29 protein-coding genes and 1 pseudogene are annotated in these 23,370 nt (G+C 27.9%); 28 read left to right on the forward strand and 2 right to left on the reverse strand.

Annotated elements, in window-relative coordinates; genetic code table 11:
• The 12 genes and pseudogenes from EYW44_RS22810 to EYW44_RS19175 form a co-directional block, all read left to right on the forward strand.
• Window positions 1-117 (forward strand): annotated as a pseudogene (locus EYW44_RS22810) (IS5/IS1182 family transposase); the annotation flags it as partial.
• Between the two features lie 167 nt (window positions 118-284).
• A complete protein-coding gene (locus tag EYW44_RS19125) occupies window positions 285-653 on the forward strand; it encodes a hypothetical protein (protein ID WP_132726503.1) in 369 nt (122 codons plus the stop codon).
• Between the two features lie 37 nt (window positions 654-690).
• Window positions 691-969: a hypothetical protein gene (locus tag EYW44_RS19130; RefSeq protein ID WP_132726505.1), complete on the forward strand. Its 279-nt coding sequence runs from the start codon at window positions 691-693 to the stop codon at window positions 967-969.
• A 108-nt stretch (window positions 970-1,077) separates the two neighbouring features.
• A complete protein-coding gene (locus EYW44_RS19135; RefSeq protein WP_132726508.1) occupies window positions 1,078-1,452 on the forward strand; it encodes a hypothetical protein in 375 nt (124 codons plus the stop codon).
• Window positions 1,453-1,740: 288 nt separating this feature from the next.
• Window positions 1,741-2,016 carry a hypothetical protein gene (locus tag EYW44_RS19140; RefSeq protein ID WP_132726511.1) on the forward strand — a complete coding sequence of 92 codons (276 nt, stop codon included), beginning with the start codon at window positions 1,741-1,743 and terminating at the stop codon, window positions 2,014-2,016.
• A 22-nt stretch (window positions 2,017-2,038) separates the two neighbouring features.
• Entirely contained in the window at window positions 2,039-3,664 is a 1,626-nt protein-coding gene (locus EYW44_RS19145; protein WP_132726513.1) for a HEAT repeat domain-containing protein, read from the forward strand.
• A 34-nt stretch (window positions 3,665-3,698) separates the two neighbouring features.
• On the forward strand, window positions 3,699-4,712 hold the full coding sequence (locus tag EYW44_RS19150) for a hypothetical protein (protein ID WP_132726516.1): 1,014 nt from the start codon (window positions 3,699-3,701) through the stop codon (window positions 4,710-4,712).
• 4 nt (window positions 4,713-4,716) lie between these two features.
• A complete protein-coding gene (locus EYW44_RS19155; protein ID WP_132726518.1) occupies window positions 4,717-6,492 on the forward strand; it encodes a TPR end-of-group domain-containing protein in 1,776 nt (591 codons plus the stop codon).
• The gene (locus EYW44_RS19160) at window positions 6,477-6,911 is read left to right on the forward strand and encodes a hypothetical protein (RefSeq protein WP_132726521.1); all 435 of its coding nucleotides are present in this window, start codon (window positions 6,477-6,479) and stop codon (window positions 6,909-6,911) included. Before EYW44_RS19155 ends, EYW44_RS19160 begins: the two co-directional genes overlap by 16 nt.
• Window positions 6,911-7,468, forward strand: a complete 558-nt coding sequence (locus EYW44_RS19165; RefSeq protein ID WP_132726524.1) for a hypothetical protein — start codon at window positions 6,911-6,913, stop codon at window positions 7,466-7,468. Before EYW44_RS19160 ends, EYW44_RS19165 begins: the two co-directional genes overlap by 1 nt.
• A 17-nt stretch (window positions 7,469-7,485) precedes the next feature.
• A complete protein-coding gene (locus tag EYW44_RS19170; RefSeq protein ID WP_132726526.1) occupies window positions 7,486-8,070 on the forward strand; it encodes a hypothetical protein in 585 nt (194 codons plus the stop codon).
• Between the two features lie 72 nt (window positions 8,071-8,142).
• Window positions 8,143-8,925, forward strand: coding sequence for a hypothetical protein (locus tag EYW44_RS19175; protein WP_132726529.1), 783 nt, complete (start codon window positions 8,143-8,145; stop codon window positions 8,923-8,925).
• Window positions 8,926-8,941: 16 nt separating this feature from the next.
• On the opposite strand, the gene EYW44_RS19180 is transcribed toward EYW44_RS19175, so the two are convergent.
• Window positions 8,942-9,832 (reverse strand): LysR family transcriptional regulator, encoded by an 891-nt coding sequence (locus EYW44_RS19180; protein ID WP_132726531.1) that lies wholly within the window; start codon window positions 9,830-9,832, stop codon window positions 8,942-8,944.
• A 132-nt stretch (window positions 9,833-9,964) separates the two neighbouring features.
• On the opposite strand from EYW44_RS19180, the gene EYW44_RS19185 reads away from it, so the two are divergent.
• The 5 genes from EYW44_RS19185 to EYW44_RS19205 all read left to right on the forward strand — a co-directional run bounded on the left by EYW44_RS19185 (window position 9,965) and on the right by EYW44_RS19205 (window position 13,180).
• Window positions 9,965-10,348: a nuclear transport factor 2 family protein gene (locus EYW44_RS19185; protein ID WP_132726534.1), complete on the forward strand. Its 384-nt coding sequence runs from the start codon at window positions 9,965-9,967 to the stop codon at window positions 10,346-10,348.
• 74 nt (window positions 10,349-10,422) lie between these two features.
• A complete protein-coding gene (locus tag EYW44_RS19190) occupies window positions 10,423-11,373 on the forward strand; it encodes a hypothetical protein (RefSeq protein WP_165872275.1) in 951 nt (316 codons plus the stop codon).
• Window positions 11,373-12,281 carry a hypothetical protein gene (locus EYW44_RS19195; protein ID WP_132726539.1) on the forward strand — a complete coding sequence of 303 codons (909 nt, stop codon included), beginning with the start codon at window positions 11,373-11,375 and terminating at the stop codon, window positions 12,279-12,281. Before EYW44_RS19190 ends, EYW44_RS19195 begins: the two co-directional genes overlap by 1 nt.
• A 45-nt stretch (window positions 12,282-12,326) precedes the next feature.
• The gene (locus EYW44_RS19200; protein WP_132726541.1) at window positions 12,327-12,794 is read left to right on the forward strand and encodes an ASCH domain-containing protein; all 468 of its coding nucleotides are present in this window, start codon (window positions 12,327-12,329) and stop codon (window positions 12,792-12,794) included.
• A 20-nt stretch (window positions 12,795-12,814) separates the two neighbouring features.
• Complete coding sequence (locus EYW44_RS19205) at window positions 12,815-13,180, forward strand: hypothetical protein (RefSeq protein WP_132726544.1); 366 nt, start codon at window positions 12,815-12,817, stop codon at window positions 13,178-13,180.
• A 15-nt stretch (window positions 13,181-13,195) separates the two neighbouring features.
• On the opposite strand, the gene EYW44_RS19210 is transcribed toward EYW44_RS19205, so the two are convergent.
• Complete coding sequence (locus EYW44_RS19210) at window positions 13,196-13,624, reverse strand: Lrp/AsnC family transcriptional regulator (RefSeq protein WP_132726546.1); 429 nt, start codon at window positions 13,622-13,624, stop codon at window positions 13,196-13,198.
• A 106-nt stretch (window positions 13,625-13,730) separates the two neighbouring features.
• Between EYW44_RS19210 and EYW44_RS19215 the strand changes: the two genes are divergently transcribed.
• The 11 genes from EYW44_RS19215 to EYW44_RS19260 all read left to right on the forward strand — a co-directional run bounded on the left by EYW44_RS19215 (window position 13,731) and on the right by EYW44_RS19260 (window position 23,360).
• Window positions 13,731-14,660, forward strand: a complete 930-nt coding sequence (locus tag EYW44_RS19215; RefSeq protein WP_132726549.1) for a 2-hydroxyacid dehydrogenase — start codon at window positions 13,731-13,733, stop codon at window positions 14,658-14,660.
• A gap of 2 nt (window positions 14,661-14,662) precedes the next feature.
• Window positions 14,663-15,070: a VOC family protein gene (locus EYW44_RS19220; protein ID WP_132726552.1), complete on the forward strand. Its 408-nt coding sequence runs from the start codon at window positions 14,663-14,665 to the stop codon at window positions 15,068-15,070.
• Window positions 15,071-15,353: 283 nt separating this feature from the next.
• A complete protein-coding gene (locus tag EYW44_RS19225) occupies window positions 15,354-16,523 on the forward strand; it encodes an alpha/beta hydrolase-fold protein (RefSeq protein ID WP_132726555.1) in 1,170 nt (389 codons plus the stop codon).
• A 191-nt stretch (window positions 16,524-16,714) separates the two neighbouring features.
• Window positions 16,715-17,008, forward strand: a complete 294-nt coding sequence (locus tag EYW44_RS19230; RefSeq protein WP_132726557.1) for a hypothetical protein — start codon at window positions 16,715-16,717, stop codon at window positions 17,006-17,008.
• 565 nt (window positions 17,009-17,573) lie between these two features.
• Complete coding sequence (locus EYW44_RS19235) at window positions 17,574-18,221, forward strand: DUF2306 domain-containing protein (RefSeq protein WP_132726560.1); 648 nt, start codon at window positions 17,574-17,576, stop codon at window positions 18,219-18,221.
• Between the two features lie 51 nt (window positions 18,222-18,272).
• The gene (locus tag EYW44_RS19240; RefSeq protein WP_132726563.1) at window positions 18,273-19,151 is read left to right on the forward strand and encodes an SH3 domain-containing protein; all 879 of its coding nucleotides are present in this window, start codon (window positions 18,273-18,275) and stop codon (window positions 19,149-19,151) included.
• 807 nt (window positions 19,152-19,958) lie between these two features.
• Window positions 19,959-20,096 (forward strand): hypothetical protein, encoded by a 138-nt coding sequence (locus EYW44_RS22345; RefSeq protein ID WP_165872276.1) that lies wholly within the window; start codon window positions 19,959-19,961, stop codon window positions 20,094-20,096.
• A 46-nt stretch (window positions 20,097-20,142) separates the two neighbouring features.
• The gene (locus EYW44_RS19245; RefSeq protein WP_132726566.1) at window positions 20,143-20,556 is read left to right on the forward strand and encodes a MafI family immunity protein; all 414 of its coding nucleotides are present in this window, start codon (window positions 20,143-20,145) and stop codon (window positions 20,554-20,556) included.
• On the forward strand, window positions 20,553-21,404 hold the full coding sequence (locus EYW44_RS19250) for a helix-turn-helix domain-containing protein (RefSeq protein WP_132726568.1): 852 nt from the start codon (window positions 20,553-20,555) through the stop codon (window positions 21,402-21,404). The genes EYW44_RS19245 and EYW44_RS19250 overlap by 4 nt, the downstream gene beginning before the upstream one ends.
• A gap of 80 nt (window positions 21,405-21,484) precedes the next feature.
• Window positions 21,485-21,970 carry a DUF2938 domain-containing protein gene (locus tag EYW44_RS19255; protein WP_132726571.1) on the forward strand — a complete coding sequence of 162 codons (486 nt, stop codon included), beginning with the start codon at window positions 21,485-21,487 and terminating at the stop codon, window positions 21,968-21,970.
• Between the two features lie 184 nt (window positions 21,971-22,154).
• Window positions 22,155-23,360, forward strand: coding sequence for an IPT/TIG domain-containing protein (locus EYW44_RS19260; protein WP_132726574.1), 1,206 nt, complete (start codon window positions 22,155-22,157; stop codon window positions 23,358-23,360).
• The last annotated feature ends 10 nt before the right edge of the window (window positions 23,361-23,370 follow it).

Below are 23,370 nucleotides of genomic sequence, written 5' to 3' on the forward strand. Positions count from 1 at the left end.
TTTCGTTCTTTATTGAATAGATTTGACACCACAATTACTAGTTGGAAAGGCTTTAATTTCCTAGCATTTATTGTAATCGGATTAAAGAAATTTCATAAAATTGAAAAGTCAAGATGACTTCCATTATAAAATGATAAAAATGTTCACATATAAGCCGTTTATTCTATCATCTTAATACTAACTTTAATTAATGGTACCTTTATTTTTTGCATCTCAGCAATAAAAAAATGATACTTTTGAAAAGAAATGTACACTAAACGTCACTTCTAAAAAATTGTAACTATATGAAAGATTATAACAGAGCGAATACCATTGATACTTATTTTGAAAAAATAGAGACTGGTAATTTAGAATTTTCTAAACTGAGAAAAACTCTTGAAAAAGAAAATATAGAAAAAGATGAAATTAATATTATTGTTCCGCTAATCGACAGAAAATTAATTAGAGCTTCTGAAATTAAAGCAGACAGAGCTAAAGGGAAAAACATGTTCTATGGTGGACTAATATTATCTGGCTTAGGTCTTATTTTTACAATAGGTACACTAACAGGTTTAATTGACCTAAATGGAGTTGGTATTATAGCTTACGGACCAATAGCAGGTGGCTTACTAACTGTAATTGCTGGTAAAGCTAAAATGAATAGAGATTATTAAAAAATAATCAACAAAAAGAAACTTAAAATTAAATTGAATGAAAAAATTAGCCACAGATAAAAATTTAACTATCATAAATTTTGTAATCGTATCATACTTTTTATTAATTTGGGTTATAAACACTTTACAAATAGATGCTATTTTAATTGGTGTTTTTAGAGAATTATTAACCATTCCTTTTTTAATCGCTCAAATTGCATTTTCAATTATAGGAATCGTTTTTATTATTAAAAATCCTAAAAAAACGATCACAACAATTAGTTTGGTATTACTAATTGCATGTGCTGTCATCACTATTTCTAGTTTTTTCGAATAATTTACTATACAAATTCTAATATTTCTTCTTATCAAAAAAATACGCAAAAAGATTACGTAATCATAAATGATCTTTGAAAAAAATTAATAGAAGAAATATTAGAATAAATTGGAAAAAAGCATAGAATCAATAGAAAAACAATTACCTCCAAAAAGAAAAAACTTATTACATTTATTAAGACATAATGATTGGGAAGTTATTGAAATTAGTTACGATTGTCATTCTGATAACTACTACTGGGCATTTGATCAAAAATGGATTATTGAATCCAGACGTGAAAACTATGGTTTTACTTTAGATCTTACGTTTTATAAATACAATGGTTTGTATGACGGAGTAGATGAAGTGATTGTAACTCTACAAAACATAAACAACACTTCAATTGATGAATTAGCTTCAATAACTTTTGATGCAAAAAAATATGAAATTCAATTAAACTATTTTTTAGATCAAATTAATAAATTGAGAAGAAAAAAATTATAAAACAGCTAAAACTAAGATTATAAATAAGAATAATTGATGACTTTACTTTGAACAATAAATTAAAACAATTTTCAAAAACTAAAGACAGAACTGTAAACGAAACACTAAAATTAAAGCTTCCATAAATCTGACAACAATTTTATATTAGTATTTCAAATATTACTTTTATTTTCACTGAAAACAGGGGAAAGCACCTCGGTTAAAAGAAAGATATTTGCTTGTTAAAGCATTATAAAATAGTTCAAAATAACTATATTATAATCAGACTATTGAATAATTCCACAAAAGATGTCTGGATATACTTTTGATCAAATACCACTATTAAAACAAGCATTGTTAAATGAAAATTTAACCATAGTGCTTGACAATATTCCTGTGGTAAATATAGAAGATTATGAATGGGAATATCTAGCATTGATGCAAGAGTATAACTCTATTTTTAAAGAGCATTATAATGCTAATAAAACTGAAGCTTTACTATGTTTTATAGATTTAATCGCTACTTCTGAACAGGCATACTACACAGAAGATTGGTATAATACAGAACTTAAATATGAGTTGTAATATTTGCTAAATTGAAAAATCTATGAAATTAAAAGATACTGATTTACACACTCTTGAAGTCTTCTTAGAAAACTTTAATCAGAAACATAATACTTTTGGGAATAATCATAAAAAAGGTCAAAAGCTCTATAAACAACTTGCAAAAAGAATTGCTGATGATCCAAATAAATTAAAAAGTGTTATAAATCAGCTATGGACTTTTTCTTCTGTAGAATCTTGGAATTATATTCCTTTTATCTGTGCTGCTTTATGGAAAACTGATGAAAGTTTACACCATCAAGTCATTAAATTTAGCAATGACTTACTACTAAATTATACTTACGAAAAAAATAAAACAGCAGAGATTGAAACCAACCTTACGTCACTTAAAACAATAGTTGATAAAAATCCGTACGAAGTTTTTTTAGAAATTAAAAAGTCTTTACCTAAAAGTAAATACAAACTCGCTAGCTTAGAACTAATTTTAAGAGCATTACAGTATATTGAAAATGATATTGAAGAACACGATACTGAAAATTACAATCAATATTTTCAACCAACAAATCCACAAGAACCTTGCTATGATGAACTCTGGAATTATCAAGAACACTATAAACAACTTCTAGAAAAAACAAAGAAAAACGAAGTAATAAAAGAACACGAGTTAGCTTACACTGCTAATGCAACAGCTTCAACAATAAAAAGTAAAAAAATTTCATTTACAAACTATTCTTACGAAAAACATCTTTCTTTTCTTTCAGATATTTATTGGAATACTCCGATAAAATATCAAGATCTAATTTCCAATAGTTTTTATACATCATTAGAACAATTTGAAAACATACCTGAAATTTCTGTTCGTATTGAACTTTCCAAAGCTAAAACTAATACGTACGACTCTGAGGAAGTTGCCAAAATTTTAATGAAACATGGAAAACAACTTTTAAATACTGCTGAAAATATATCTGGTTTCAATTACATCATTGATATTGTTGAAAAGATGCCTCAACACAATCATAAATTAAAGAACTGTATATCAACAGAATTAGCTAAAAAAAAAGTTGTTTCTGAAGTAATAACTTACATTGATTATTTTTTAGAAAGAGAGTTTCATTTTATACTAGAACATGAAAATGTCAGACAACATATCATTGATTCTATTACTCAAGATACTGCATCGGCAGTACAAATTGTAAAACGTCTTACCTATTTTAAGAGTCCAGAAGTACACAAAGTTTTTATCGATCTTTTAAATCATAGTAATTCTGCAGTTGTTATGCATGCTACAACAGGTTTAACGCATCAGAAAAATGCGGTTGCTAGCTTACCTTATATAGAAAAACTTCTTTTAGAAAATGATAATGAAGATATTATGAAACATATACTTATAAAATTCTCTAACTTAAACATTCCTGAAGTTTCAGCATTTTTAATACCCTTCAAAAAAACATTTATCCGGAATAAAATAAAGGAGAGTGCACTAATGTATTACGGAATTAAGATAAAAGATACTACTGATTTTAAAACATATACTACTGTAGACTTTCATGAATTTTATATAGAAATGTTGTGGTCTTTTAATTTAGTTCCTAAAGACATCAAGAAGTTTGATAATTACGAAAACACAATAAAAGGAATGAATCAATTAGTTTTTGATTATTGGAACTAAAACCAATGTTCTATTCATTATCACCCAACAAAGCATGACTACAAAAGCAAACATTTTAAATACAGATTATAATAGAGAGTGGATACATTTTATACAATGGTATCAAAATCTATTATTTAGTATACAAGAAGATACTATTTTAGATATTTGGAATGCTAACTTCAAAAAAATAGCCTCAATAGAACTAGGTGGACGATTTTACAAACCTAGTTTTCAATTTGTAGATCAAAAATTAGTATTAATAGCCAAAAGAGGAAATAGAATTGCAATTATAAATTTTAAGAATCTTAAAAATCCAACTGTAGTACTACAAAAAACAGAAAATGGATTTATAAAAGGAGCTTGTATTGCTCGAAATAAATTATACATTCAAATATCAGAAACGCATAAGGATAAAATTCATTTCAATTTTCAAGTCTCAGATATTCCTTCTTTAGAAAATCCAAATCCAGAGATTAACTATGTAATTCCTGTAACTGAAGATGATTTTTACAATGGTGCATTTTATACTCAGGTTGTAAAAGACACAATATACTGGATGAATCAAAATTCAATTTTTGTTATGGACATTACGAATCCGGATGATCCACAAAAAATAGTAGTAAAAAAGATTGTAGATAATGGTATTGGATATCCTGTATTACTTACTGATAACCGAATGCTAGTTTTAGAAATTGGAGGCGATACTTGGATGGGTGTAAATCATTTTGACATTTCTAATAACAACATCAAAAAAATATCAAAAGGAATATTAAAAAACCACTGTATTAGAGGTTGGGAATTAATAGACCAAACACTATACATTATTCATTTAGATTTCAAAAGAATCAATAACGAAAGGAAATACAAAACGTATATCAGTAGTATTGATGTAAGCGGAAATCCAACCATAAATTACACCAAAGAATTACCAATTATAGAAGTATATGGTGAAGATAGTTCAACTATTTATGGTTGTTATCGTACTGGTGAGAGTTTAATTCTAATTCAAGGTAATGGAGAAATCCATAAAATTTCAATAAAAAAACCAACAACAGCTAATAATTAAAACTATGAATACAAGCGAATTAATAGATAGATCTTTATTTTATTCCCTAAGAAAACAATGGAACAAAGCTTTAGATTTTGCAGAACAAGCATTAGCTAAAGACCCAAAAAGTTTCTTGGCACATAAAAGATTAAGCTTATGTCTTTGGTATACTGATAAAAAAGAAGAGGCAATAGCTAGTATGCACAAATCGCTAGAGTTTTATCCAGAATTTTCCAGCGCACATTATAATCTTGCTTGTTTTTATGCACAGCAAGAAGACAAGGATAAAATGTTGCATCACTTAAATCAAGCTATCGCTTTAGAAGAGTATACAGATTATCATCAAATGGCTAAAGATGATAGAGATTTTCGTGAATATAGGAAAGATGATGATTTTTTAGCTATTGTAAATGCTAATAACGAGAAAGAAAATCTTTTGATTGCTACTTTATCTGGAGAAGACTACGAAGCTATTTCCAATCTATTACTAAAAATAGAACGTGAAATTCCTGTATCAATAATTGAATGGGAAGATTATTACGGTGATGATGAAACAACACTTCCCTACTTATTAAAGTCTAAATGGGATAAAATTAGCAAAGAGGCTTTGTTTCATGTATTTAAAATAGTCTCTCAAAACCTAGACGCTGAAGATTTTACTGGACTTGTCCCATTATGTCACGCCATAAAAAATAGAATTCCTGCCAACTACAATAACTTTATTATTGAAGCATGGAAAAAAAAGTATAGCTACATGGATGCGAAGCATCTAAGTCGTTTAGACAGAAAATTTTTAACCTTAATTGCTGAGCTTCCTGTAGAAATAATTGCGGATGTTATAGTATGGGCGTTGAATTCCCATGGAAAAGATGCTTTAGAAGATTATGAAGAACTTTGTGCCATCGCACTACAAGATTTACCTGAAAATCATGAGACTCACGATACTCTAATTAACATTATTGACACTCTGATGCATGACAATCAATATCAAGATGAAAACATCAGCGATAAAAAACAACGACTTGTTTTAAGCATGGCTCCTCCTCCATTAAAATACCCGGAAGGTATCGAGGATTTAAGAGATAAATTACAATTCCGATTTAAACAAGATCATCCATATCACATTATTAACGGAGCAGCTGGATTAGCAAGACACTACGATTTTATTCATTTAGTAAAACCTAGATTACCAGAAATAGCTAATCTTGCTAACCTAAATATACTGTCTCCTGAATTAAGATTAGAGGCTATTTCCGAAGTTTTAGCCAAAATAGGAAGCAAAGAAGAGATTGCTTTATTGTCTCCTTGTTTACAAGATAAATCGTATCAACTTTTAAAAACTGTTGGTCAACTTTTTTATAAACATGAAATCGTAGCAGAAGAAGCTTCTGAAGCAGTCGATTATTTGATTGCAAGTACTCAAATTGAAGATATAGATGCGTACGAACTTCATGATGTTATTGTTGCTTTGCGTTGGTTTAAAGACGAACGTATTACAGATATACTTTTAAACTTTTTAGATTACGAAAGAGAGCTTGTAGCAAGAGAAGCTTTAAAAGGTTTAGGAACACAAAAAGCAGAAAAGGCTATTCCTAAAATTATCAATCAGTTTAAAAGTGGGTATCCACAGTGCGTTTCTGCTGCTGCACAAGCATTGAATGACATAGGAGGAATTGCACATTTAGAACTAGAAAAAAGAAGCAACTTTGATATAGTTATGGCTAGAGTCCAAAAAAGCCCGCGTTGGGCAACTAGAGCTCTCCCATACTTCAATATAAAGGAATGGATACTGATTTAATAGCGCTTCTAAAAACAAACAAAGAAAATGAAGCTTACGTACACATAACTAAAGCTATTGCTCAAAAAGGAACCCAAACAATATTTCCAGATTTACTTGCTATTGGTTTAGATACGTTTAATTCTAGAAACATTGGAGGAAGAAATTTCGTTTTAATGTTTAATACTATCATCAGAAACACTACGGATAATCTTAATGAAGAAATCATAAATCAATGTAAAGAAGTACTTGTAAATACAGATACAGAAGATATTACGGCATTCAGAAACATTCTTGAAAGAGATGGAGATTATGCTCGTTTAAAATATCCTAATGAAGAGGAACAAACTATTATTGATGCCTTTGTAAAACAATATGCTGAGACTTTAGAAAATAATGACTTAATTAATGTTTTATTTACCGCTAAATATTATTCTTAATGAACTATTACGTACTATTCGCCGATTTAAGGGTTAAGGGATTGGCTACGGTTATGTCTGCTCCTGAAGGAATTGAGATAATGAATACCATGACTGGAGAGAAACAACCTAATTACAGTAAAAAAGAAATTCAACTAGAATTGTCTTTAGGTAGTGGAGATTTCAGAGGAGATATAATGGGAGGAATTCTTCCATTATTCAGGGATGAACTATTAGATGCGTTTGATGAATTTGGGGTAGAAAATTATCAGTATCAACCCACAAAAATGTTAGATCCAGCAACGAATGAAATAGAATACGGCTATCATTTAACAAATATTATTGGATTAAAAGCTTGTGTTGAGGGGTATGATTGGAGTGCAAAACCATGGGATAGACCTACCTTTTTAGAACAGTTTAAAATTGATGCAACAAAAACAGATAACCTACCTATATTCAGGTTGAAAGAACAACCTAATTTGATCATTATCAATCAAAAATTAAGAGATTTTTTAATTGAAAAAGAAATGGTTGCAATACGAATGATTCCTACTGAAGAATTTAATTACTTAATGTAAAAATACCATGAAGCATCATGAAACGACTAGTTATACCTTTAATTTTTATTTTTAGTCTCTCAAACTTTGCTCAAAACAATAAAATGACGTTGGATAAAGATCAACTTATCATTCAAGCGAATACAATTTTGGCTACTAAATATCCAAGCTTTCGTTTCAATGCTTCATTGTATGAAATTTCTGCATGGAGAAATTCTCAAAAGATGGTTGTTTACTATAAACGAATCATCAAATTTGTTCCTCTTGGTAACAAAGAACAAGACTTAACATATGACTTTGAAGTAAATCTAACTTCTAAAAGTGTTACTCCTTTTGACTTTTTTGGTGTTGAAAAATTATATCATCCAAACACTGAAGATGAAAAGAAAATTGATTTTGTGGTAAAAGCTTTCAATTTACCTCACTCTGAATTTGACACTAAAATTGTAGAAGAACCAACTATGTATGCTATTTATTTAGATAATGAAGTAGCTTTTGGTCAATATTACATTGATAAAACTACTGGTAAAGAATGTTTAGCATCTATTGAAGGAAGTTATGCACCAATACCTGATGATATAAAATTATTAGATAAAGATCCCTTAATTGAAATCAAAGAATAACACCACCATCTTTTTGTTTGTAACTATTTAATTACCTACATTTAACGCAAAATAAGCTAACAAAAACATCTTATGAAAAATCTTACATTCATCTCATTTATTATTTTATCGTTACTTCTTAGCAGTTGTGAAATTGTTCAGGAAACAAAATTTGAAACTGACGGAAGTGGAGTGTATAGTATTGGATTTGATCTTTCTGAAATGATGAAAATTGGTCCGAAAAGTCAATCAGGAAAAGATAATGTACAATTAGATACTACCATTGTTTTTTCTGAATTTATAAAAAATAAAAAGGACAGTATTTCTAAATTAAGTAAAGAAAAGCAAAACAAAATAAAGCAATTAGAAAACTATAGTTTGTACATAAATACTGATTCTGTAGCTAAAAAATTCGAAATGAAAGTTAGTTATAACTTTAAAGACGTTGCAGAATTAAAGCTATTTGGAGAAAAACTTAAGGGACAAAATATTAAAGAACTTAGTTTATTATCTAATAAAACTAAAAGTATTAGTAAAAAAGATGGAGATGAAAATGGTGAGAAAGAAGTGATTCCTGATTTTAATAAATCATACAATACAACTTTTAGCCGTGATAAATTTTCAGTAAAAATTAATGAACTAGGGTTAAAAGAAGCTGAAAAAAACAAAGACACAACATTAACTAAAGATAATCCTATGGTGGATTTAATTCGTTTTAAATCGAAATATATTTTTCCGTACAGAATTAAAAAATTAGATAATGAAAATGCAAAAGTGTTATCTAACTTTAAGGGAATAGAAATTTCAGGAAATGCATATGAAATGACTAATAATCCTAAGTTTTTTGATGTTAATGTTGAATTTGATAAGGAATAATTAATTCCTTATTAAATTACAACTTTGAAAAATCATCTTCGAAATTTAAAATAAAATCGTTGATGTATTTTTTTTTGCGATCTGATGTTCTGAAAACCAAATAATGAGTTCTTTTTAATCCATTTGCACCTATCTGCTTAAATTTTAAAGATTCCGATAGTTTGAATGATTTTAACGTCCATTTTGGCATACAGATAATTCCCATATTAGCTACCACCATTTCTAAGGCTACTTCGGTTAAAGGAATTGCAACTATTTTTATTGGGGTAATATTATTAGGCTTTAAAAATTGATTGTACACAGAAACTGTTTCTAACGGAAAAGAATGTATGATTAACTGTACATTTGAGAAATCGGTTGCTTGTAAAAACTTAGTATTACTGAGCGGATTTTCTTCATGCATAACTGCAAAAATTTCATCTTCATATACCGGAATGCTAGATAATTTTTCGTGTGTAGGTTTTTGGGTTACCATAGCAATATCAATTTCATTAGCTAAAATTTTTGAAATAGGCTGGTGTGTGGCTTCAAGAATTAAATCTACCTTAATTTCTGGATATAAAAGTCCCATTTTTTGTATAAATGCAGGTAATCCTTGATAAAAACTATAACATTCAGTACTTACTTTAATAGTTCCAGAAGCTCCTAAACGAAGTTGTTCAATATTTTGAAATCCTTTTTCAATGCTATCAAGTACCTTATTTCCTAATTTATAAAGTGCTACTCCCTCTTCTGTTAACTGCCATTTATTTCGTTTTCTATGAAAAACTTTAAACCCTAAACGTTCTTCTAATTCTCTTAATTGGTGACTTAAAGCTGACTGTGTTAAAAACAATTTATTAGCAGAATTGGCTATACTTCCCTCCTCTTCAATCGTTTTTATCAATCTAAAATATTTAATTTCCATAATTAACAAAGTTAATCATTAGCTGGATTTCTCTATTTGAAAAAAATTCAATTTTCGTTTAGAAAGCTTCAACTAAAAGTCATGTAAACAGGCTGAATAGCTTCTAGTTTTGCGGTAATAAAAATTAAAATTATGCAACAGAAAGCTACTTACACCGACTTAATAAATGCTGTACAAACCTATTTTGATGCTCTTTATTATTGCGATACTCAATTATTAAACAAAGTTTTTCATAAAAGTGCCAGTTTATTTGATGTTGATGAAGGTACTGTTTTTGTTGAATCTATTGAAAGTTTTAGTAACGATGTTAGCGGACGAATATCTCCTGCTAGTAAAGGGCAAGAACCTGAATCCGAAATTTTAATGATTGATTGGCTTTCTTCAAACTGTGCTACTGTTAAAATAAGAATTAGAGCACACAACAATATTTTTGTAGATCATTTAGGATTTGTAAACGGTGAAAATGGTTGGCAAATTGTTTCGAAAATTTGGCATTTAGAGGCTACAAAATCATAGACAATTTAAAATGTTATAATTACGGTTTAGTATTCTCTAAACCGTTTTTTATTTAATTTATGTATTTTTCTGAAGTGGAAAATACAACAACCGACATTTTAATTATAGGAAATAGTCTGTACGCACTTTCTTTAGCTCTTCAATTAGGAAAAGCCAAAAAAGAAGTTTTAATCACTGAAATTCTTCAAGAACATCCTGTAAGAGGTTTTTATAAAATTGGAAAAACAAGTTTAAATGATGTGCCTATAGAAGGACATACTTTCGACGACATGATTTTTTCTCGTTTAAATAAATTAGGAGTTAGTACAAAACTCAATATTTATATTGATAGTGGTATTGACTATGATAAAGCTTCTGATACTTTTACAGTACATTGTTATGAGAGTACAATAGTGGCTAAAAAAATCGTTTATGCGCCTAACATTATTACAAAAACCGATACTTATCCACTCACTTCAAAAAAGGTACAATCTTTTGAATGGTCTGCATGTGCTTGGAGTGATTCATATTTTTATAAACATCAAAAAACTGGTGTGTACGGAAATGGAAGTTGGTCTGCAAACCAAGCATTAAATGCTCATCTCAGTAAAAATGACGTTACAATTTACAATCCTGATGCTACTTTTATTGCGGATGATTTTTTACTAGATGAATTGGAACAATCTGGTATTAGAATTGTTAATAACTGTAATGATTTCCAACTTATTTCCGATTCAGAAAAAGGTTTAGCTTTTGTTACTTATACCTGTAATGGTGAACAATTTAAAGAAGTTTGTAAATTGGTTTATGAAGGTAGAGCAAATAATATTGTAGAAAATCCGTTTGGCGAATTTCCTGAGAAAGCTAAATTTTTCACTCATAAAATACCTTTGTTAACTTTTAATCATGATACTGAATTTGACTCAGAAAAACATCAAAAATTACTCCTCAATTTAATTCCTAATTATTCTATATTCAACATTCTTTTTTATAAAAGAATCTTTAATAGTTTTATACGCTCAATAAAAAAACAAAACATTAAATAATGCAATCAAAACTATATTTTTTAATCTCATTAAACTTATTCTTAATTTTCTCTTGCTCAGCTAAAGGAACAAACAATACTACACTAGAAGGTAAATGGAAAGTAGTTGATTGGACATACATAAATTTTGGAAGAAGGAGTCTTGATAACAGTGAAAGAAAAGGAATGAATGAAATGATGAATGATTTAACCTTAGAATTTAAGTTAAATCAAACTTTTTCAACGAACAAACCTGAAATGTTGGACAATTTACAAGACAAACAATATACTGTAAATGAATTTAATGAGGTTATCATTGATCATCAGTATTACTCCTTTATAATAAGAGACAACAAATATTACTTTCTATTTAGTAATGTAATGTTACAAGTTGAAAAAATAAAAGACTATAACGGAGGTAAAATAAAGCTTAAAAAACTACCTGTTAAACATAATGATGTTACTGAGTTTCTTAGTCAAGAACCAAGAGATTATGAAACTGTATACGACATTGAAAGACTAGACACTCCTCCGAAATTAAAAATTGCTGAATTTGATGAGAATTGTCTAATCGATTGTTTATACAACTCTTTCAACTCTAATATGCATTATTTTATTGATTTTTCTAAAGTTGATAAAGACACTAGTTTTTTTATTGATTTTATAATTGATACGGAAGGAGAAATTAGCAACTTAAATATTAAATCTAAAAAAAATAAGCCTACTAAAGGTTTAAGAAAAACAGCTAAAGTATATTATGGTTCTCCTGAAGATATGAAAAAAACTAATAGGAAAGTTTCATTTTCAGATCAAGAAAAGGAAATTGTTAGTAGTATTTTAGATTTTGAAAACATTTTAATTCCTGGAGTAAAAAATGGTCAACCAGTCAATACTAAAATAAATCTTGAAATACGATTAATTTCTAAATAAAAACCTTTAAAACACCGAATTAACTAATCAAAATACATACAAAAAATGAAAAAGCAAATTGATAAATCTGTAACTATTTTATGGAAAAATTTCTTAGAAAAATATCCTGACAATACAACACAAAAATTACCTGAATCGTTCTACTTTTGTGATAATGAAAAAGATGCTAATGAATGTGCTGAATTGGTTGTAAAAGGAATTAAACAAGCTACAGCTACCTCTATTTGGTGGTTTGAAAAAAATAATGAAGCATTACCAAAAATTGGAGATCAATACATAGTTACAGATTGGAATGGCAATGCTAAAGCTATTATAGAAACTACTAAAATAGAATTAGTTCCTTACAATAAAATTACTCCTGAATTTGCTGCTACAGAAGGTGAAGGAGATAAATCATTAACTTATTGGAAAAAAGTTCACAAGGCATATTATTCAAGAGAAATGGAACCTTATGGCGAGCAATTTGATGAAAATATGATGATTGTTTGTGAGTATTTTAAAAAGATTTTTTAGTATATTTAAATTAAAAAATTATGGAGAACGGAGTTGTTCTTTTTGTTACTTTTTTCTTATGTCTTGTAGTTATAATATTCTTTTATGGCTGGCTTCATAAACGAAAAAAAGAACATCTTTCTACTATTGATGCTGATTGGGTTAATTTTAAACAAGCGATCACTAATAAACACATAGATGGTATTGTTAAGTTTGGTAATAAAGTAGTTTGGAACGAACATTTTACTATGGAGAAACTCAAAGAAATGTCTAGATTAATTCATAATCTTGAAAGTGTACATCCTGAATTGAAAACATCTCAAAAACTTGAAAACCTAAAATCAGTAGTTTACAATAAGTACATCAAATGGAATATGAAATATCCTTATCATACTAGGCAATACTGATTATTAAAAGGAATATTACTCTTCTGTATTATCCAAAACATCTGATAAAACTAACAATGTATGTGTATCACCAAAAGGCATTAACTTATCAATAAGTTGTTGCAGGTGTAATTGATTTTTAAGCATTGCTTTTAAATGCACATTCTGATTTCCGGTAATTCGATGTGCTTTTTTTATTTCTGATATTGTTGGAATTACTTCTAAAAATGATTTTAATTTTCCGTGAAATACTTTCACCAAAATAAAAACCTCTAAGTCGTATCCTAGTTTTGAATGATCTATTTCTATGCTATATTTTTTAATCAGTCCCATATCTTCCATTTTTAAAATACGCTCTCTAGCTGCCGAAGCAGAAAGATGAATCATTCTACCTATTTCAGCAAATGAGAGTCTAGCATCTTTTTCTAATGCTTTTAAAATACGGGTATCTATATCGTCAATCATTGGTAAAACACTATTAATACAAATCTTTCAAAGGTAAATTTACAGAAACACAAACGATTCTGTTTTTAATTCATTTAAAAAAAATAGAAATTTGTATAAAAAAAAGATGAGTATAGTCATTTGCTTTAATAATAAAGATCCAAAACCATGGCAAGAAGCTTTACAAGCTAAATTAAAAGATGTTACTATTGAAATTTATCCGCAGGTAAAAAATCCTGATAAAGTAACGTTTGCCTTATGCTGGAAACCAGATAAAAATATTTTAGCTCAGTTTAAAAATTTAAAAGTAGTACAATCTGTTGGTGCTTCTGTAGAGCATATTATTCAAACTCAAAACCTTCCTTCAAGCTGTATCATTTCAAGAATTGTAGACAATCAATTATCTAATGATATGTTTGAGTTTTTACTCACAGGAATTTTATCACATTTAAAAAGATTTTCTGAATATCATATAGATCAGCAACAACAACAATGGAATCCAAAACCTTATAAAAACATAAATAATACAACCATTGGTGTTTTAGGTTTAGGAAAAATTGGCACTACAGTTTCAGAAAAATTGGTTCAACTAGGATTTCAAGTAAAAGCTTGGTCTGCATCAGAAAAAAAATTAGAAAATGTATCTTGTTTTTATGGTGAAAGCGGATTAATCTCTGTTTTAAAAAACACTGATATTTTAATCAATATTTTACCACTAACTAACGCAACTGAAAACATCTTAAACTTACAAAACTTAGAAAAACTCAATAAAAATGGGTATGTAATAAATGTAGGAAGAGGAGAACATTTGGTAGAAACTGATTTATTAACACTACTAGAAAGTCAACACTTATCTGGAGCATTGTTAGATGTTTTTAGAACAGAACCTTTGCCTTCAACACACCCATTTTGGCAACACAATGCTATTACTATAACTCCGCATATTGCAGCCATTACCAATATAAATACTGCTGCTGATACTGTGGTTATCAATTACCAAAACCTTGTAAATGGTACCGAATTACTTCATATTGTTTCATTAAAAAAAGGATACTAAACATGAATAGATTTCATTTTGCTTTTAAGGTTAAAGATATAGCGAGTACTTATCGTTTTTATCATGAAATATTAAATTGTCATATTGGAAGACAAACTGAAAATTGGATAGATTTTGATTTTTTTGGTCATCAATTATCTGCACATGTTTCTGATAATATTCCTGAATTAGACTATTGTGGAAAAGTAGACAATATTAAAGTTCCTATTCCGCACTTTGGTTGTATTTTAAATGAGCAAGAATTTGAAACAGTTAAAAGGAATTTACAAAAAAACGACATCACTTTTATAGTAACTCCTCAAGTGCGATACAAAGGAAAGAAAGGTGAACAACAAACAATGTTTGTTTTAGATTTTAGTAATAATCCTATTGAATTTAAGAGCTTTAAAAATGAAACAGAGATATTTTAACGTGAATCTCGTTTAAGAGTAAAAGTGTCACTTCGAGTGAAATTATTTGTAATGGAATTCAACATAATTTTGTATAGAGAAGCTTTCGTAATACGAATTGTTCTCGATACAATTTTTTATTACGTTTTACTTCATAAAAAATCACTCGAACTGACATGGATTCTTATCCAAGATTCACCTTATATTAAATGAATACCAACTGTTTTATTTCTTTATCCTAAACAGATTAACGTTTGTAATTGTTTGTTTTTAGATTAAATTTGTAGAAATTCCACTAAAAACTATGAAAAAAACAGGCTTAATTACCTTTCTATTTTTTTGTTTCTTATGTATAAACGGACAAAAAAGCGATGATATTGTTATTGGAAAAATTGATGGTTTACATTCTAAAATTTTAAATGAACAGCGAAAAATTTTTGTGCATGTTCCCAAAACTAATCCTAACAATAAAGAAATATTTCCTGTAGTGTATGTTTTAGATGGCAATGCTCATTTTGACTCTGTGGTGGCTCTGCTCAAACAGTTTAGCACTGTAAATGGAAATACACTATGCCCTAAAATGATTGTTATTGGCATTCCCAACACATTTAGATCGAGAGACCTATCTCCTACTAAAGGAGAAATTGTCGGCTCTGGAGGAGGCGATCAGTTTATGTCTTTTATCGAAAAAGAATTGATTCCGTATGTAGATTCAAAATACCCAACGCAACCATACCGAATGTTTATAGGACATTCTCTTGGTGGATTAACCGTAATGAATGCTTTGCTCAAAAAACCTGAATTATTTAATTCATATGTAGCTATTGATCCGTCTATGTTTTGGAATGAGAAGAACTTATTGAAAAAAATTAGGCAAACTGAATTTGGCAATCGCTACACCAATAAAACACTTTTCTTAGGGTATGCAAATATTAAAAATAGTGATTCTAGTAATGCTATAAAACATTCCAAAGCTATTTTAGAACTTAAAGATTATTTAGAAAATGGTTCTAATACAAAACTATCTTTTAAAGCAACATATTATCCTAATGATGATCATGGATCCATGCCTTTAATTACAACCTACGATGCTTTACGTTTTATTTTTAGCTTTTATGATTTTAAACTTACAAATAATGATTATTTGAATCCTGAAATTAATATTCTTAATAAAATAGAAAATTACTATCGAGCATTATCAAAAGGATTTGACACTAAAATGATCCCCGATGAAAAGTTTGTAAGTGATATTGGTTATGAATTATTAAGAAAAGGTCAGCTAAAAAGAGCTTTACAATTGTTTCAATGGAATCTAAAAAATTATCCAAGTAGTTCTTACTCTTACGAATCTTTAGGTGATTATTATGATAAAACAAATGATAAAGTAAAAGCTCTAAAACATTATAAAAAAGCACTTTCTTTAAAGTACAATCCTTATATAGAAGATCAAATAAAAAAGTTAGAGGAAAAGTAATGAACGCAAAAAACATTGGTCGAAAAGTATTTTTCAAATACCTAGGAATTAATTTTTTAATTATAACTGTAGTTACTTTTATTTTTTCCTATTTCAATATTAATATAAAAAACTACATTCTTTCTAAATATCTGAATCCCATATTAAGAAATTCTCTTTATTACTTGATTCAATTTATTATAAGTTGTATAATGTCTTACTTGATCTTCGGAAAAGTAGGTGAAACCATTATTAATAGAAATGAAAAGCCTTTTTGGACTACTTATATTGGATTTATAAAGTTATGGTTTGGAATATTTATAATGAATATGCTTTTTGAATTAGTTATCAACACTATTAATTATAATTTAAATTTGAAACTCCTTGGTATTGGCTTATTAATGTGGATAGTCTCTTTACCTCTATTTTTAGTAATCGGTGCTATTCATGGATTAACCTCTGGATGGTTTATAGGTAAGGAAATAGAACTCAAAAAGAATAAATAAAACTTGCTTTTACACCATGAATGTTGATTATATTTTAAATAAAGATTATATAAAAATATATGATCAGAAAATTTTTATTGGAGAAACTATTCATCAAATAGAAGAAAAAACAAATTGTAATCTATTCATTTCTCTTAAAAAATAATGATAGCATAATTATTTCTGAAAATGATTTTCAACTTTTCTTTAAACAGAATTCACTTTACATGTGGACAATTTCTCCAGATACATCATTCTTGTATTTCAACTTGAAAAAAGTCAACCTAAGTTCGATGAAACTTAATAGCTTTCTTAAAATTCTTTTCAAAAAAAACATCCAATGGGAATTCAATCAAAACTTAACTTTCAGCGACCAACTATGTATTAGGCTTGATAATAATGTTCACTTTATTTTTGCATTTGACAAAGCAAACCCAAAAGGTTCTTTGAGTAAAATTGGCTTTTATGAGAAAAAAATCTAATTATCCTCTGTTTTACCAACTCATCATTAAAAAAGAACAGTTGGGTAAACTAATTTTATATAAATGTATTTTAAGTTTCATTTTTACACCATAAAACAACAAAAATGGAAACTTTTATACAGACTTTAATAATTATTCATGCAAGTTTTGGTGGGATTGCTTTGGTTAGTGGCTTGATATCTATGATTGCTAAAAAAGGAGAAAAAATGCATAAAAAATCTGGATTACTTTTTTACTATTCAATGATGTTATGTGGTATTTCTGCAATGATTATTGCGGTTTTGCCTAATCATGAAAATCCATTTTTATTCGCTATTGGAATTTTTAGTTCGTATTTTGTGTTAACAGGTAACAGAGTTTTGAATTTTAAAAATAAAAACTTGAATCTGAGTATTGATAAATACATTTCTATTACAATGATCATAACTGGTATTTTAATGATTTTCTTACCTATACTAGTGAGCAATAGTATTAACATCGTATTGGTAGTTTTTGCAATTATTGGAATTGTTTTTTCTATCAGAGATTTAATATTGTACACCAAACCCAAGCAACTTAAAAAGAGTTGGCTAAAATTGCATTTAGGAAAAATGATTGGCGGATATATTTCTGCTAGTACGGCTTTCATAGTAGTGAATAACTTTTTTCCAAGTTTTTATGGTTGGTTTATCCCAAGCATTATTGGTAGTTTTTTAATTGCTTATTGGATGAAGAAATTAAACAACAAAAGAGTTTCAAATTCGCAATTATAAAAATTGTTATATATTTCGTTTAGGTTAGTATTAAAAGAGTATACCTAAACTATGAAAAAAATAACATGCCTTTTTGCTCTTCTCTTATTTTCAATTCAGCTACTTGCACAAAATGAATTGTTGGTTACTGCTAAAAATGGTTTAAATATTCGAGTCGCACCAAATTTGACTTCAGAGAAATTAGGAAAATTCAATTATGCTGAAAAAGTAACAGTACTCGAAAAAACAAATCAAAATTTTGAAATAATTGACAACAATACAACTATTAAAGGTGCATGGTTTAAAGTAAAAGGAAGATCTACTACAAACAATAATATTACTGGTTATGTTTTTAGTGGCTTTTTAAGCAACTCTCCACAAACCAATACATTTGAATTCATTAGCTACAATGATGATGGTGACTACACTTTTTTAAAAGCTAAAAAAGAAAAAGTTTATTACTTTATTAATGATAAAATAACTGATAGAAGTTATGTAAGAGGTGATATTATTGAGATAAAATGGAAAGAAGATATTATTTATATTGCTGGTGATGGCGAAACAAAAGAAATTGCCGAATGGATTATCTCTACCCAAAAAATCAAGGATGGAAATGTGTCTAACTTCCGAAAGAATTACACTAATAAAATTGGATACTATGATACTTATGGATTCTCTCAATCATTCCTAGATGACCTCTATTTAATTGTTGAATATTATCTTGTGCACTCAAAAAATAAATTGATCAAAGAACTTATTAAAACCAACAAACAAATTGAATTCTTGATTGAACAAACAAAAAGAAATAATGAAGATTTCATAACCTTCGGAATTGGACATTCAAATAATTACAGAGTGAATACGGTTCAATGGTTATATTATAATAATAGAACTGAAAAGTTATACGAGTATGATATTGCTAACGATAAACTTATTGAGTTTAAAGAGTAATTTACTGTAAAGAAGTTGCTCTTAATTTATTATTCTACTTTTGCTTTTTAATGTAAATTGAGTTTAAGAGAAATTTATTTTTAAATAGATTTCAATTAGTTTGATTATAATTTTAATTATAAAGTGAATTCTTTTTTGATTATTTTTTCATATGTAAAATGATTTAAAAATTAGTTTGGAACGTGGTGGTTCTTTCTAATACATGAACTTACGGAGTTAAACACCACTAAATCATTTACTTAAAAAAAATACAACTATCTTATATTTTCACTTAAAAAATGCTTATTTACACTACTGTTTTAATTTACTTTGCTTTTATTGTTTTTACCAAAAATCATCTATGAAAGAAATCATACACATAGTCATGTTGTTATTTTTATTAGGACCTTTTTACGCTCGAAATATATTCTACAAAAAAGACAAAGACGAGTATAAATTATGGGTAAGGATAGCTATGATTATCTCTGTTATTTGTGCCATTATTTCCGACTTCTTTTTATAATTTTTTAATTATACTATATCGATGTAGATACACTTTGTGTTTGATTTGTTTTTACTAGTTTTGGAATCTTTAAAAATTCATTCTATGAAAAAATATTTCAGATTATTTTTGATGACTTTACTCCTAGGTTCACTAGTTTTTATGGAATATACACCATCGTTAATATACTTAGCATGCTCTATTGTAATTTCCTTAGGAATGACTTATATAAATGAAGAAAACTAAACCTACAGTTTCATTGTTTGTTTTTAAATTTTTTATATTCAACTGTTTTTTTCGTTATATTTATTAGACAAACAATTACTATGATTATTTACATTGCTATTATTTTACTACTATGTTTCATTGTTATATTTACTTATAACATTTTAAATATGACTGAAGAGGAAGCCAAAGAGTTTATTGATGATTATTTTAAAGATGATGATTTTGATGTAATTTAATTACTCTCTAATTCTTTACTAATCCTTTATTTTTCATTTTAATTTTATGAGTACACATTTCAAAAAACATATTGATAAAGAACTCATTTTTAAAGAGCTTTGTCAACTTTTAAAACCCAAATTAACATCCGTAGAAAATACTATGGAATATGTAAATATTGGTGAATGCGGACTTGCTTTAGAGTTTATTTCTGACTGGTGTACAGATGAAGAGCCACCAATAACACTAACAACACATGAAGTATTAAAAATTAAAGAAGTTAGTCAGCTAGTAAATAAGAATGATTTATGGATAGAATTATTACCCATCTTGGATGATTCTGAATTTACGGTTTTCCCAAAAGAGCAACTTAAAAATGTACACTCTTATCTTAAAAGAGAATTAATTAACAATCCTACCCGAAAAGAATGGATTTCTAAAACACATATGACTATTGAAGAAATAAATAGTATTGAATGAAAGAAATTACTGTTCGTAAAATAACAAAAACTCAGTTTTCAAATAACTTTAATATTCTTAATTTAAGTGATGTACTTGTGGATAAGAATATGGAAGAAGGCTTACATAGGCATGATTTCTTTTTCCTTTTAATTTTAGAACAATCGAATGGTAAACATCATATCGATTTTAACACTTATCCTGTAACTTCAAATTCAATTTTCTTAATTCGTCCTGGACAGGTACACAATTTAATACTCGAACAAGGAACTAAAGGCTATCTTATTAATTTTGATTCTTCCTTTTATTCGTCTTACCAAACCAAACAGAAAGAAATATTTTGGAATGTTTTTCAGAAAAACTATTACAAACTAAACAATGAATCTTTCAATAATATTTTATGCATTGCCCATCAAATATTCAAAGAACATACTGTCCAAAAATTCGGCTTTGAAGAAATAATCAAATACAATCTAAACATACTTTTTACAGAACTAATACGACATAATCTTGAAAACAAAAGCTATAAAAATGCTTTCTATTCTCATGAACAAAAGCTTTTAGATAAGTTTATGCACTTGTTAGAATCTCAAATTTATTATAACAAACAAGTAACAAAATATGCTGAAGTTTTAAATATCACTACATATAAATTAAATACAACTACAAAAGCTTTATTAGAAAAAACAGCTTCTCAATTAATTAACGAACAAATAATTTTAGAAGCTAAAAGATTACTTCTTGCAACTCCAAATCAAATAAATGAAATAGCATTTAAATTAGGATATCAAGATCCTGCCTATTTCATTAGATTCTTTAAAAAACATACAAGTTTTACTCCTCTTATATTTCGCCAAAACTTTACATAAGTACTGTCCTTTTTAAAATTTGTCCTATCAAAAAAGTACAACTTTCCCAGAATTTTGTAAAGAATTTTAAAATATAACAGATGAATTTTATCATTAAAACCTTTATTATTGGTATTGGCGCAACTGCTACAATGGACTTATATAGTTTTATCCTAAAACTTTTTGGTATTCATGGACTTGATTATAAGTTTTTAGGCAGATGGATTGGACATTTATTTTACGGAAAGTTTTTTCACAATAAAATATTTGATTCAGAAGCTATTAAACACGAACAAATATTAGGTCAGATAGCACATTATGCCATAGGAATTATTTTCTCTTTTTTACTTGTACTTGTTTTTGGTAAAAAATGGTTAGAAACTCCCTCTATTTTTCCTGCTTTAATAATTGGATTGGTCACAGTTTTTGCCCCTTTTTTTATTTTACAACCAGCTTTTGGTTTTGGTATTGCTGCAACACATTTACCTGATCCTAATAAAGCTAGGTTAATGAGTATTATTATTCATTTTGTTTATGGTATTGGTTTATTTTTTTCTGCTGTAATTTTAAATAAGTTAAAAAACTAGTTTAATAATGAAGTACAACCATAGCTGTTTTTCTAAAAGAAAAATTTATTTGAATAGATATTTTAAGGAAACGTTTTTTTATTTAAATTTGAGTATGAAAAAATTCTCTGCTATGAATTACAATAATATTGCTTATTTATTTTTCCCACATCCAAAAATTTTAAAACATCAAAACTAAATAAAAATGAGAAAAACGTTAAGTCTATTAGTTGCATTTGTTATACTAGTATCTTGTTCTGAAAAAGATACAATAGAACCACCAGTACAACAAGAATTCCCTAGCAACATCACCATTCCTGATGCTCAATCAGCTAAAGCTGGAGAAATATTGACGATCAACGGATCTGTTTTTTCAACAAACGAAACTTATGTAGTAACATTTGCCGAAAACGAAGTTGGAACCATTAAAGAAGTAAACACCAATTACCTAAAAGTAGAAATTCCTGAAAATGCTGTTTCAGGTGATATCAAACTAACTGTAAACAACGAAACAAAAGTAATTGGTAGTATTGATATTGTTATTGAGCCAATTCCTGTGGTAAATGATGTGTATGTTTTTCATGACTCTGAAAACAAACTTGCTAAAATAGATTTAGAAACAGGAAATCTTACGTATTTAGGAGAAAACATTAGTTATGGAGCTAATACTAGAGGGGCTGTTTTTCATAAAACTAACAATGAATATATTGGTTTTGAAAACGGTTTTACAACTGTTGAGATAGTTCGTATTAGTATAGCTGATGGAAGTGCAAACACTGTAACAATACCAGATTCTTTTTTAACAAATGGTGCTGATTTTAGCGATTTAATTATTGATAATGACGATAATGTATATATCTTTCACGACTCTGAAAACAAACTTGCTAAAATAGATTTAGAGACAGGAAATCTTACGTATATAGGAGAAAACATCAACTATGGTGCTAATACTAGAGGCGCTGTTTACCACAAAACAAACAATGAATACATTGGTTTTGAAAATGATTTTACGAGTCCTAAATTAGTTCGTATTAACTTAACAGATGGAACTACTTCTTCAGTAACAATTCCTAGTTCTTTCTTAACTAATGGTGCTGATTTTTCTGACTTAGTCATAGATAATGACGATAATGTATATATTTTCCATAACTCTGAAAACAAGCTAGCTAAAATAGATGTAAATAGCGGTGAATTAACTTATATTGGAAGCAATATAAGCTATGGAGCTAATTCAATTGGAGCTATTTATAATAGTTCAAATAATGAGTACTTAGGACTTGAAAATGATGCTACAAGTGCAAAATTAGTAACTATAAATATTACTGACGGAGCTACTTCTACTGTAACTATTCCTAGTTCTTTTTTAACAAATGGTACAGATTTCAGTGACTTAATTATTACTAGAAACTAATATACAATCA

It is taken from the genome of Tenacibaculum sp. M341, assembly GCF_004337695.1.
GTDB lineage: Bacteria > Bacteroidota > Bacteroidia > Flavobacteriales > Flavobacteriaceae > Polaribacter.

What these genes read in the sequence shown, in the direction of transcription:
- EYW44_RS19125 (WP_132726503.1), top strand. Translation starts at nt 285, where the DNA reads ATGAAAGATTATAACAGAGCGAATACCATTGATACTTATTTTGAAAAA.
- EYW44_RS19130 (WP_132726505.1), top strand. Translation starts at nt 691, where the DNA reads ATGAAAAAATTAGCCACAGATAAAAATTTAACTATCATAAATTTTGTA.
- EYW44_RS19140 (WP_132726511.1), top strand. Translation starts at nt 1,741, where the DNA reads ATGTCTGGATATACTTTTGATCAAATACCACTATTAAAACAAGCATTG.
- EYW44_RS19145 (WP_132726513.1), top strand. Translation starts at nt 2,039, where the DNA reads ATGAAATTAAAAGATACTGATTTACACACTCTTGAAGTCTTCTTAGAA.
- EYW44_RS19150 (WP_132726516.1), top strand. Translation starts at nt 3,699, where the DNA reads ATGACTACAAAAGCAAACATTTTAAATACAGATTATAATAGAGAGTGG.
- EYW44_RS19155 (WP_132726518.1), top strand. Translation starts at nt 4,717, where the DNA reads ATGAATACAAGCGAATTAATAGATAGATCTTTATTTTATTCCCTAAGA.
- EYW44_RS19160 (WP_132726521.1), top strand. Translation starts at nt 6,477, where the DNA reads ATGGATACTGATTTAATAGCGCTTCTAAAAACAAACAAAGAAAATGAA.
- EYW44_RS19165 (WP_132726524.1), top strand. Translation starts at nt 6,911, where the DNA reads ATGAACTATTACGTACTATTCGCCGATTTAAGGGTTAAGGGATTGGCT.
- EYW44_RS19170 (WP_132726526.1), top strand. Translation starts at nt 7,486, where the DNA reads ATGAAACGACTAGTTATACCTTTAATTTTTATTTTTAGTCTCTCAAAC.
- EYW44_RS19175 (WP_132726529.1), top strand. Translation starts at nt 8,143, where the DNA reads ATGAAAAATCTTACATTCATCTCATTTATTATTTTATCGTTACTTCTT.
- EYW44_RS19180 (WP_132726531.1), bottom strand. Translation starts at nt 9,832, where the DNA reads ATGGAAATTAAATATTTTAGATTGATAAAAACGATTGAAGAGGAGGGA.
- EYW44_RS19185 (WP_132726534.1), top strand. Translation starts at nt 9,965, where the DNA reads ATGCAACAGAAAGCTACTTACACCGACTTAATAAATGCTGTACAAACC.
- EYW44_RS19195 (WP_132726539.1), top strand. Translation starts at nt 11,373, where the DNA reads ATGCAATCAAAACTATATTTTTTAATCTCATTAAACTTATTCTTAATT.
- EYW44_RS19200 (WP_132726541.1), top strand. Translation starts at nt 12,327, where the DNA reads ATGAAAAAGCAAATTGATAAATCTGTAACTATTTTATGGAAAAATTTC.
- EYW44_RS19205 (WP_132726544.1), top strand. Translation starts at nt 12,815, where the DNA reads ATGGAGAACGGAGTTGTTCTTTTTGTTACTTTTTTCTTATGTCTTGTA.
- EYW44_RS19210 (WP_132726546.1), bottom strand. Translation starts at nt 13,624, where the DNA reads ATGATTGACGATATAGATACCCGTATTTTAAAAGCATTAGAAAAAGAT.
- EYW44_RS19215 (WP_132726549.1), top strand. Translation starts at nt 13,731, where the DNA reads ATGAGTATAGTCATTTGCTTTAATAATAAAGATCCAAAACCATGGCAA.
- EYW44_RS19220 (WP_132726552.1), top strand. Translation starts at nt 14,663, where the DNA reads ATGAATAGATTTCATTTTGCTTTTAAGGTTAAAGATATAGCGAGTACT.
- EYW44_RS19225 (WP_132726555.1), top strand. Translation starts at nt 15,354, where the DNA reads ATGAAAAAAACAGGCTTAATTACCTTTCTATTTTTTTGTTTCTTATGT.
- EYW44_RS19230 (WP_132726557.1), top strand. Translation starts at nt 16,715, where the DNA reads ATGTCTTACTTGATCTTCGGAAAAGTAGGTGAAACCATTATTAATAGA.
- EYW44_RS19235 (WP_132726560.1), top strand. Translation starts at nt 17,574, where the DNA reads ATGGAAACTTTTATACAGACTTTAATAATTATTCATGCAAGTTTTGGT.
- EYW44_RS19240 (WP_132726563.1), top strand. Translation starts at nt 18,273, where the DNA reads ATGAAAAAAATAACATGCCTTTTTGCTCTTCTCTTATTTTCAATTCAG.
- EYW44_RS22345 (WP_165872276.1), top strand. Translation starts at nt 19,959, where the DNA reads ATGATTATTTACATTGCTATTATTTTACTACTATGTTTCATTGTTATA.
- EYW44_RS19245 (WP_132726566.1), top strand. Translation starts at nt 20,143, where the DNA reads ATGAGTACACATTTCAAAAAACATATTGATAAAGAACTCATTTTTAAA.
- EYW44_RS19250 (WP_132726568.1), top strand. Translation starts at nt 20,553, where the DNA reads ATGAAAGAAATTACTGTTCGTAAAATAACAAAAACTCAGTTTTCAAAT.
- EYW44_RS19255 (WP_132726571.1), top strand. Translation starts at nt 21,485, where the DNA reads ATGAATTTTATCATTAAAACCTTTATTATTGGTATTGGCGCAACTGCT.
- EYW44_RS19260 (WP_132726574.1), top strand. Translation starts at nt 22,155, where the DNA reads ATGAGAAAAACGTTAAGTCTATTAGTTGCATTTGTTATACTAGTATCT.